This is a genomic window from Streptomyces sp. NPDC054932 (genome assembly GCF_053610205.1).
Map to the genome: position 1 here is coordinate 1 of NZ_JBSGXU010000249.1, position 9,991 is coordinate 9,991.

The 9,991-nt window shown below is 75.0% G+C and carries 9 protein-coding genes; 7 read left to right on the forward strand and 2 right to left on the reverse strand.

From position 1 onward, the window contains the following. Positions 1 to 996 precede the first annotated feature (996 nt). The 3 genes from ACWGE1_RS37260 to ACWGE1_RS37270 all read left to right on the forward strand — a co-directional run bounded on the left by ACWGE1_RS37260 (position 997) and on the right by ACWGE1_RS37270 (position 4,241). Positions 997 to 2,217 (forward strand): helix-turn-helix domain-containing protein, encoded by a 1,221-nt coding sequence (locus tag ACWGE1_RS37260; RefSeq protein WP_453424901.1) that lies wholly within the window; start codon positions 997 to 999, stop codon positions 2,215 to 2,217. A gap of 150 nt (positions 2,218 to 2,367) precedes the next feature. Then, complete coding sequence (locus ACWGE1_RS37265) at positions 2,368 to 3,324, forward strand: aromatase/cyclase (RefSeq protein WP_453424902.1); 957 nt, start codon at positions 2,368 to 2,370, stop codon at positions 3,322 to 3,324. A 20-nt stretch (positions 3,325 to 3,344) separates the two neighbouring features. Beyond that, entirely contained in the window at positions 3,345 to 4,241 is an 897-nt protein-coding gene (locus tag ACWGE1_RS37270; protein ID WP_453424903.1) for a 4'-phosphopantetheinyl transferase family protein, read from the forward strand. A 37-nt stretch (positions 4,242 to 4,278) separates the two neighbouring features. Here ACWGE1_RS37270 and ACWGE1_RS37275 read toward each other — a convergent pair whose 3' ends face one another. Together ACWGE1_RS37275 and ACWGE1_RS37280 are read right to left on the reverse strand one after the other, a co-directional pair. Beyond that, positions 4,279 to 5,100, reverse strand: coding sequence for an AfsR/SARP family transcriptional regulator (locus ACWGE1_RS37275; RefSeq protein ID WP_453424904.1), 822 nt, complete (start codon positions 5,098 to 5,100; stop codon positions 4,279 to 4,281). Between the two features lie 139 nt (positions 5,101 to 5,239). Further along, positions 5,240 to 5,407, reverse strand: a complete 168-nt coding sequence (locus ACWGE1_RS37280; protein WP_453424905.1) for a hypothetical protein — start codon at positions 5,405 to 5,407, stop codon at positions 5,240 to 5,242. Positions 5,408 to 5,769: 362 nt separating this feature from the next. On the opposite strand from ACWGE1_RS37280, the gene ACWGE1_RS37285 reads away from it, so the two are divergent. The 4 genes from ACWGE1_RS37285 (at position 5,770) to ACWGE1_RS37300 (ending at position 9,901) form a co-directional block, all read left to right on the forward strand. Then, the gene (locus tag ACWGE1_RS37285) at positions 5,770 to 7,152 is read left to right on the forward strand and encodes an aminotransferase class V-fold PLP-dependent enzyme (protein WP_453424906.1); all 1,383 of its coding nucleotides are present in this window, start codon (positions 5,770 to 5,772) and stop codon (positions 7,150 to 7,152) included. 31 nt (positions 7,153 to 7,183) lie between these two features. Beyond that, on the forward strand, positions 7,184 to 8,758 hold the full coding sequence (locus ACWGE1_RS37290) for an acyl-CoA carboxylase subunit beta (protein ID WP_453424907.1): 1,575 nt from the start codon (positions 7,184 to 7,186) through the stop codon (positions 8,756 to 8,758). Continuing rightward, on the forward strand, positions 8,755 to 8,979 hold the full coding sequence (locus ACWGE1_RS37295) for an acyl-CoA carboxylase epsilon subunit (RefSeq protein WP_453424908.1): 225 nt from the start codon (positions 8,755 to 8,757) through the stop codon (positions 8,977 to 8,979). The genes ACWGE1_RS37290 and ACWGE1_RS37295 overlap by 4 nt, the downstream gene beginning before the upstream one ends. A gap of 115 nt (positions 8,980 to 9,094) precedes the next feature. Continuing rightward, entirely contained in the window at positions 9,095 to 9,901 is an 807-nt protein-coding gene (locus ACWGE1_RS37300) for an SDR family NAD(P)-dependent oxidoreductase (RefSeq protein ID WP_453424909.1), read from the forward strand. Positions 9,902 to 9,991 lie beyond the last annotated feature (90 nt).

The window sequence follows — 9,991 nt, forward strand, 5'->3', positions numbered from 1 at the left end:
GGCCTCTGCCCGCGGCCGGATCGGCCCTGATCCCGCAGACCCGCGTGCCGGGCCCGCAGGGGAGCCCCTGGTCACCGCGGAGTGCGGGAACGGCGCCTGCCCGCGGCCGGGTCGGCCCGATCCCGCAGACCCGGGTGCGCCCGCGGGGGAGCCGCCCCGTCACCGGGGAGCGTGGGAACGGCGCCTGCCCGCGGCCGGGTCGGCCCGATCCCGAGACCGGCCTGCCGGGCCTCCGGGAGAACTGACCGGCCATCCTGGAGTGCGGGAACGGTACCGGCCCCGCGGCCGGGTCGGCCCGGTCCTGCAGAGGCGTGCCGGGCCCGCAGGGGAGTTGCCGGGTTGCCGTGGAGCGGGGGAGAGCGGCGCCGCACGGAACCGGCCGCCGGGCTCACCGGAGTCGACCGCACGCCCTGCGGCGCCGGCCCGGCCGACAGGCCTGCCGCAGTGCCCGTACCGGGCCGCGGGGACGGTGGACCGGCGCCGGACGTACCGGGTGCGCCGAGGACCGTACCGCGGCCCGCGACCGGTGCGCCGAACGCCCCGTGCTACCGCACGGACAACCCCCGGCCGCCCGGGAATCCCCTGCGCGCGGCCCGGCCCCGGGTCACCGCTTCGGCCAGCCGATGTCCTCGTCGGGCTGCTCGTGCCGGAGGGGACCCGGGATCCGGCGGGCGGTGGCCGGGGCCGCGGTGTGTGCTGCGGGCGTCCAGGACGCGCGGGATGCGCACACCGATGGCCTCATCGTCGACTCCAGGTGGGCTGGACACGAAAGGAACAGGGCACCGGCCGCCGCAACGGACACCGGATTCTGGAGAGTCTGCCTCGCCGCGGTCGAGGACCGCTCGAGGAACGCAAGAGGCCCGCACGACCTCCGCACGACGTCCGCACGAGAGGGGCCCCGATCCGGTGGCAAAGGTTTGCCCGGCTGTTGCCCCGGACCCTACGCTCGGTGCCGCCCTGCGACAGATTCCTTGCCCACGACCCCCAAGGATCCCCATGCTGCGACAGCCCGCGTTCGGACACCGCCTGAGGAAGCTGCGGCTGGCCCGGGGCCTGTCGCAGACGGCGCTGGCCGGCGAGGGCATGTCCACCGGCTACCTCTCCCGCCTGGAGTCCGGGGCACGCCAGCCCACCGACCGCGCCGTGGGCTACCTGGCCGGCCGGCTCGGCCTGCAGAGAACCGACTTCGAGGAACCGGCGACCGGCTCCCTGGCCCACGCCCTGACCCTCGCGGCGTCCACCGGCGCCCCCGACGCCATCGTGGCCCTGCGCCAGGCCCTGGCCGCCGAGGACCACGAGAGCCCGGTACTGCGCTGGCAGGCACTGTGGCTCCTGGCCCGGGCCGCCCGCGTCCAGGGCGACCACACCACCGAACGCGAATGCCTCACCCGCCTCGTCGCGCTCGGCGAGGAAGTCGGCGTCGGTGAACTGCGCGTGCGCGGCCTGACCCGCCTCGCCCGCTGCCTGCGCTCCGTCGGAGAGATCACCCCGGCCCTCGACGCGGCCGTCGAGGCCCACCGGATCGCACTGCACGAAGAACTCGGCGTCGAGGACCGCGCCACCGCCCTGCTCGCACTCGTCTCCGTACAGGCCGAAGCGGGCCGGACCGGGGAGGCCCGGCTCCACGCCGACGAACTGACCGCCCTCGTCCAGGGCCGCAGCGACGCACTGTGGGCCGAGGCCATGTGGACCGCCGCCGCCGTCCGCATGCGCCAGGGCGACTACCCCGGCGCACAGACCTGCCTGGACGACGCCCTCGAACGGTTCGGCAGCCAGGAGGACCTGATCCTGTGGATCCGGCTGCGCCTGGCCGCCGGCCGCCTCCACCTGCAGAAGATGCCCGCCGACCCCGCACGGGCACAACACCGCGCCGAGGAGGCCGAAGCCGCCCTCGCCCTGGTCGGCACACCGGCCCTGCGGCAGGACCTCACCGCCCTCAAGGCCGACCTCGCCTTCGCCACCGGCCGCTACGACGACGCCCGCACCCTCCTGGGCGAACTGGCCGCCGACCGGCCCAGGATGACCTACCGCGGCCAGGTGCGCCTGGAGATCCTGCGCCACCAGCTGCTCATCCTCGGCGGCGACCCCTCCGGCGTCCAGGGCCTGCGCGCCCTGGCCCAGCAGGCCCAGGAGGACGCCAACATCGACCTCGCCGCCGAGATCTGGCGGGTCCTGGCCGACGCACTGACCCGGACCGGCCGCCCCGCCGGCGTCTGACCCCCCACCGGACACCCCCAGGCGGCGCCGGCCGCCGGCCGCCGGCCGACGGCCGACGGGCGCCCGGGTGGCGGGTGTTGAGGAAGCCTCGAGTCCCCTGGTGCAGGCTGGGCCGCACCCGCACACACGATCAGGGGAAAGGTGCCCGCCATGCCGTCGCAGCGCGTGCACACCAGCGAGCGGACGGCACCGGTCGCCGCCCCCGCCGGTGTGGTCTACGGACTGCTGGCCGACGCCGTGCGCTGGCCCCTCCTGCTGCCCTCGCCCGTCCACGTCGAGCGCATCGACTTCGACGGCGCCCGCGAACGGCTGCGGCTGTGGGACGTGACCGGCGACGAACGGGTCCGCTCCTTCCACCTCAACAGGACCCTGCACCCGCACTCGCGCACCGTCGAGTTCGAGCAGGAGGACACCGCCCGCCCGGGCGCGCCCACCACCGGCACATGGACCGTCGAGGAGAACGGCGACACCGGGTGCCTGGTGACCCTGCGCCAGGACCGCACCGCCCCGGCCCTGCCCGCCGCCGCGCCCGGCCGGACAGGGGAGAGCGGGCCCGCGGCCCGGCTCGCCGGCCTCACGGCGATCGCCGAGCGCTGGGAACACCTGGACCGCCTGCTGCTGTCCTTCGAGGACAGCGTCCACATCGACGGCCCCGCCGAACTCGTGTACGACTTCCTCCACCGCATCGGGGACTGGCCCCAGCGGGTCCCGCACGTGGAATCGGCCGCCGTGACCGAGGACGCGCCCGGCGTGCAGATCGCCGCCCTGGACACCTGCGCCACCCCCGACGGCCGGACCCTGGCCACCCGGGCGGTACGGCTGTGCTTCCCCGCGGCCGCACGGATCGTCTTCAAGGAACTGGTGACACCCCCGCCGATCGCCGCGCACACCGGCGAATGGTCCCTGTTCCCCGAGGGGGACGGCGTACGGGCCGTCTGCACCCAGCAGGTCCTGCTGCACGACGCCGTCCTGCACGCCCCCGGGGACGGGACCGGCGGCCCCGCCGAGACCCGCCGCTACGTACGGACGTGGCTGGGCCGGGCGGGCACCGAGACGCTGCGCCTGGCCGGATGGCGGGCCCGGACCGGTGTGCGCCGGCTGCGATGAGCACGGGAAGGAAACCTCCGATGCCGCCCACCCCCCACACCCCCCGCACCCCCCGCACCGCGCACCCCCTCCGGGGCGACAGGCCCGGCCCCCTCCGCGGTCCCGGGGCGCCGCTGTGGGTCCAGGGCCCCGACGGGCCCTGGGACGAGGCGGGGGAGCGGCTCGAGGACACGGGCCGGGCGGTCCTGTGCACCACCTGGGGCCAGTGGCTGACCGCCGTGCTGCTCGACCCGGCACTGCGCCCGCTGCTCGGGGAGGACTGGCCGCGCTTCCGGCAGACGCCGGCCGCGGCCGGGCGGATGCGGTTCGCGGTCTCGCGCTTCGTCCTGAAGCACGCCGCCGCCACCGCCCTCCAGGTGCCCGTGCACAGCGTGGAGCTGGGCCGCGGACCCGGCGGGCACCCCGTGCTGCGGGGGCCCGGCGCCGGCGCCGGCCTCGGCCTCGGCCTGGCGCACGCAGGCGAGCTGATCGTGGTCGGCGTCAGCCGCACCGGGCCGGTCGGCGTGGCCGCCCGGCCCGCCGACCACGCCACCGCCACCGGCACGGGCGGCGACACCGCCACCGGTGCCGGTCTGCCGGACGGCCACGCGTGCACGCGGGAGGAGGAGGCCGCACTGGCCGCGCTCCCCGGGGACGAACGCCGGGTACGGCTGCTGCGGCTGTGGACCCTGAAGGAGGCCTGCGCCCGGATGCTCGGCCCCGGGGAGCAGCCCCCCGGCCCCGCCACCGGCCCCGCCACCGGCCCCGCCCCCGGGTCCGGGGCCGGGTCCGCCGTCGGGTTCGCGTTCGACGGCCGGGGCCGGGTGACCGTGACGGGGGCGGCGGGCGCGCGGGCGGCGGCGGGGGAGTGGAGTTTCGCCTCCCACCTCGTCCTGGACCGCTACCTGGTCGGCGAGGCGCACCGGCCGCGTCCCTGACCGCCCCCGGGCCGGTGCAGGGGCAGGGGCAGGGGTCTCAGGCGGCGAACAGGTCGAACGTCGAGGTGTGCCGCGGTCCGGCGAGCACGTCGAGCTGCGGGTCGACGGCCAGCATGGCCTGGTGCAGGCGCTGCAGCTGCGGTGACGGCTCGACGCCGAGGTCCTCGATCAGCCGGCCCCGCAGCCTGCGGTACACGTCCAGGGCGGTGGCCTGCCGGCCCGACCGGTAGAGAGCGACCATCACCTGCGAGTGGAGCCCCTCGTGCTGGGGGTGGCGGGCGGTCAGCTCGGTGAGTTCGGCGATCAGTTCGGAGTGCCGGCCCAGCCGCAGGTCGGCGTCGATCCGCCGCTCCACGGTGACCAGGCGGCTCTCCTCCAGGCGCAGCACCTCGATGTCGAGGATCGGCCCGACCCGTACGTCCACCAGTGCCGGGCCCCGCCACAGGTCCAGGGCGGCCCGCAGGCGGTCGGCGCACACCCGGTCGTCACCGGACTCGAAGGCGCTCTGGCCCTCGCGGGCGAGGCGTTCGTAGTCGTGCACGTCGACGCTGTCCTCGGGCACCTGCAGCAGGTAGCCGCCGTGCCGGGTGGCCAGCACGTCCTTGGCGCCGCCCGGGGAACCGGGGCCCATCGCGGTGCCCAGCCGCCGGCGCAGCTGGAGGATGTACGTCTGGAGGGTGGTCAGCGCGCTCTGCGGCGGCTGGGTCCCCCAGATCTCCTCCATGAGCGTGGGAACGGGTATCACACGGCCGGGATACAGCGACAGGAGCGACAGCACCTGTCTCGGCTTTCCCGCGGTCGGAACAATGGATCCCCCGTTGACCTCGGCACTCAACGGACCCAGAACCTGAATCCTCACGGTCTCCCCTCCGTACTCCTCGAGCTCCCCCGGCACATTTCTGCCGCCGGTGGCGGAGGAACTGCCCCCGTGCCGCGCACGCTAGCCGCGGTGGATGTTTTCCATCTCTTTCCTCCACCGGGCTTCGAGCCGTTTTCGGTTACGGCCAGTCGATCAGGGCCGTTGCCGGGGCGGCGGCCGGCGCGGGCGCCGCGGCCGGCGCGACGGGCCAGTCGATGCCGGGAACGGCCTGGGCGGCACCGCCCGCGGCGAGCACGGCGGCGCAGGCCAGGGCGGCGGTGGCGACGAGGCGGGCGATGTTCCTCATGATGACTCCCTTGTGGCAACTGTTTGATCCGACTTGGCAACTCTTCTGCCAGGAAGACTGGCAACACCCGCTCGGGATTTGCTCGCCGATCGCTCGAGACAGCCTGGAGCCGCCCGCCGCAACCGCTTTGACCTGCAACGGAATTCGGGCGGAAGAAACCCGGCAGGCCGATACCGGCCCACTTCCCGGGCATTGCCGGGCGCGGCCGGGGGCCGGGAACTCGAGTTTCACCGGAGCGGGCCCGAACCGTCATTGCCAAAACTGCCAACCGCTGGGCAATGTGTTGCCAAGTCAATGGGCAATGCCTGGTACACGAGGGCCGTGAACGTCCCGCGGCCCCGACAGCGGGGGAGGCCCCTGGAATGAACGCGGACACGCACCACGGGGAACACCGGGAACACCGGGAACACGGGGAACACCGGGAACGTGCGGAATCCGGGGAACGCGGGGAGCGGACGGCCCACCTGAACACCGCGGGCACCGGCCGGATGCCGGACGCCGTGCACGCCGTCCTCGCCCGCTGCACCGCCCTCGACGACCGCCTGGGGACGGCCGCGCTGCAGGAGAGCCCCGGCGGCGTCCTGCGCACCCGGATCCACGGACGCATCGGCGCCCTGCTGGGCGTCCGGGCCGCCGACACCGTCCTGGCGGCCGGCGCGGCAGAACTGTTCGAGGCCTTCCTGCACGGCATCACCCTCGGCCCGCGCGACCGGATCTGGACCACACCCCACGAAAGCCTCGCGGGCCTCACCGCCCTGCACGCCCTGCGCGACCGCACCCGGTGCCGCCTGGAGGTCGTCCCGCTGCGCCCCGACGGGGACCTCGACCTGGACTGGATGCGCACCCGCCTCGACCAGGACGTCGCCCTCGTCTCCGCCGTCCACCTCTCCCCGGCCTGCGGAACCGTCAACCCGGTCGAGGCCATCGGCCGCCTCCTCGCCCCCCACCGGGCCCGCTACACCGTCGACGCCTCCCACTCCGCCGGCCTGCTCCCCCTCGACGCCACCCGCATCGGCTGCGACCTGCTCACCGCGGACGGCTGGAGGTTCCTGCGCGGCCCGCAGGGCACCGGCTTCGCCTACGTAGCCCCCGGCCCGGCAGACACCCCCGCACCCGCACCCGCACCCCCACCCGTACTCGCACCCGTACCGGTGTCCGTGCGCGCAGCGGCGCCCGAACCGGCCGCCGTCGCCGCCCTGGACGCCGCCCTGGCCCACCACGCCGCGGCCGCCCGCCTCCCGCACGAGGACCTCCTGCCCCGGCTGCGCGCCGCCGTCCGGCGCACCCCGGGAATGGAACTGCTCGCGGCCGGAAGCCGGCAGGCCGCCGTCCTGGCCTTCCGGCACGCCGAGATCCCCGCCGCGGCCATCCGCCGGGGCCTGGCCCGGCGCGGGGTCGTCCTGGGCAAGACCGTCGCGCACGAGACCCCCCTGCACCCGGCCGGCCTCGACGGCGAGCCCGCCCTGCGCGCGAGCGTCCACCACGACAACACCGCACAGGACATCGAACGCTTCGCGCAGGCCCTGGGGGAGGTCCTGCAGGAGGAACACCGCCGCGAACAGCACCGCCGCGAGCAGCACCGGCCGGAGGAACACCGGCCGGAGGGACCCCGTGCCGGCGCCGTTCCCCTCCGGGCGCCCGCCGCCGCGGGGGCGCGCGCCGCGGCCGGCGCAGGCCCGCCCGCCTCCCGCCCCGCGCACCCGGCGAGGCGGCGCGGCCACCTCACGCTGCACCGGGCGCCCTGAGACCCGCCATCTTCAGACCTGGAGGAGCCACATGACCATCAGCCAAGCACCACCCCTGCACGCCGCCGACCGCGCCGCGGAACTGGCCGCCATCAAGGCCGGTGCGGTGGCCGGCCCGGACGAACGCGCCACCGAACGCCAGCACGCCAAGGGCAAACTCACCGCCCGTGAACGGATCGGCCTGCTCCTGGACGAAGGATCGTTCCACGAGATCGAGGCCCTGCGCAGACACCGCGCCACCGGATTCGGCCTGGAGGGCAAGAAGCCCTACACCGACGGCGTGGTCACCGGCTGGGGAACCGTGGACGGCCGCACCGTCTTCGTCTTCGCGCACGACTTCCGCATCTTCGGCGGCGCGCTCGGCGAGGCACACGCCGAGAAGATCCACAAGGTGATGGACCTGGCGCTGGCCGCCGGCGCACCCCTGGTCTCCCTCAACGACGGCGCGGGCGCCCGCATCCAGGAAGGCGTGTCCGCACTCGCCGGCTACGGCGGCATCTTCCAGCGCAACACCCGCGCCTCGGGCGTCATCCCGCAGATCAGCGTCATGCTCGGCCCCTGCGCGGGCGGCGCGGCCTACTCGCCCGCCCTGACCGACTTCGTGTTCATGGTCCGCGACACCTCACAGATGTTCATCACCGGCCCCGACGTGGTCCGCGCCGTGACCGGCGAGGAGATCACCCAGAACGGCCTCGGCGGCGCCGACGTGCACGCCGCGCTCTCCGGAGTGGCCGCCTTCGCCTACGACGACGAGCCCACCTGCCTGGAGGACGTGCGCCACCTGCTCTCCCTGCTGCCCGCCAACAACCGCGAGACACCGCCCCGCGAGGACACCGGCGACCCGGCCGCACGCCGCACCGACGCCCTGTCCGCCATCGTCCCGGCCAACCCCCAGCAGGCCTACGACATCCGCAGGGTCATCGAGGAGATCGTCGACGACGGCGAGCACTTCGAGGTCCAGCCGGCCTGGGCCGCCAACGTCGTGTGCGCCCTGGCCCGGATGGACGGACACGTCACCGGCTTCGTCGCCAACCAGCCCGCCAGCCTCGCCGGGGTCCTCGACATCCACGCGAGCGAAAAAGCAGCCCGCTTCGTCCAGTTCTGCGACGCCTTCAACATCCCGCTCGTCACCCTCGTCGACGTCCCCGGCTTCCTGCCCGGCGTGGACCAGGAACACGGCGGCATCATCCGCCACGGCGCCAAACTGCTCTACGCCTACTGCAACGCCACCGTCCCGCGGATCTCGCTCGTCCTGCGCAAGGCCTACGGCGGCGCCTACATCGTCATGGACTCCCGCTCCATCGGCGCCGACCTCGCACTGGCCTGGCCGACCAACGAGATCGCCGTCATGGGCGCCGAGGGCGCCGCGAACGTCATCTTCCGCCGCGACATCGCCGCCGCGGCCGACCCCGACGCGATGCGCGCACAGAAGATCAAGGAATACACCACCGAGCTCATGCACCCCTACTACGCCGCCGAACGCGGCCTCGTCGACGACGTCATCGACCCCGCCGAGACCCGCTCCGTGCTCGCCGGAGCCCTCGCCATGCTCCGCCCCAAGTACGCCGACCTGCCGTCGCGCAAGCACGGCAACCCGCCCGTATGACCGCCCGCGAAGCGGCCGGCCCCGACACCCCGCACACCTGGCGGATCCACCGCGGACACCCCGACGAGGACGAAACCGCCGCCGTCCTCGCCGTCCTGACCGCCCTCCTGGCGGGCCGGGCCGCCGACCCCGCCCCGCCCCCGCCGCCGGCCGCCCCCGCCGGCTGGGACCGCACCCCGGCCGTGCGGCACTCCCGCGCCGGCAGCTGGCGCCGCCACTGACCGCCCCCGCCCCGCCCCGGGGCCCGCCGGGGGCCGCCTCCATCACCCTTCCGCCGCGCCACGAGTTCCCTGCGCCACGCTGCACACGCAACGGACGGGCGACGGAGGGACGAGGATGACGGTCAAGGCGATGGACAGGGCCCCCGAGCGGCCGGTGGCCCTGGTCACCGGGGCCACCAGCGGCATCGGACTGGCCGTCGCCCGGGACCTGGGCGCCCGCGGGCACCGCGTGTTCCTCTGCGCCCGCACCGAGGTCAAGGTCAAGCAGACCGTCGCCGACCTCCAGGCCGAAGGACTCACCGTCCAGGGCGCGGCCGCCGACGTCCGCGACCGGACCGCCGTCGAGAACCTGGTCGCCGCAGCCGTCGCCGCCTACGGCGCGCCCGTCAGCATCCTGGTCAACAACGCGGGCCGCAGCGGCGGCGGCGCCACCGCCGGCATCACCGACGAACTGTGGCACGACGTCATCGACACCAACCTCAACAGCGTCTTCCTCCTCACCCGCGAGGTCCTCAACAGCGGCGGCCTGGCCGCCGAACCCTGGGGCCGCATCATCAACATCGCCTCCACCGCGGGCAAGCAGGGAGTCCTCCTCGGCGCCCCCTACTCCGCCTCCAAACACGCCGTCGTCGGCTTCACCAAGGCACTCGGCAAGGAACTCGCACCGACCGGCACCACCGTCAACGCCGTCTGCCCCGGCTACGTGGAGACCCCCATGGCCGCCCGCGTGCGCACCGGCTACGCCCAGGTGTGGGACACCACCGAGGACTACGTCCGGGAACAGCTCGAATCCAAGATCCCTCTCGGCCGCTACTCCACCCCCCAGGAAGTGGCCGGCCTGGTCGGCTACCTCACCACCGACCTGGCCGCGTCCATCACCGCCCAGGCGCTCAACGTGTGCGGCGGACTGGGCAACTTCTGACCCACCGCCCCACCGCCCCACCGCCCCACGAGCCGCCCCGCCCGCGCCGCCCCCCTCGGCGGGGGCGGGGCAACGCACACGGCAGGGGGG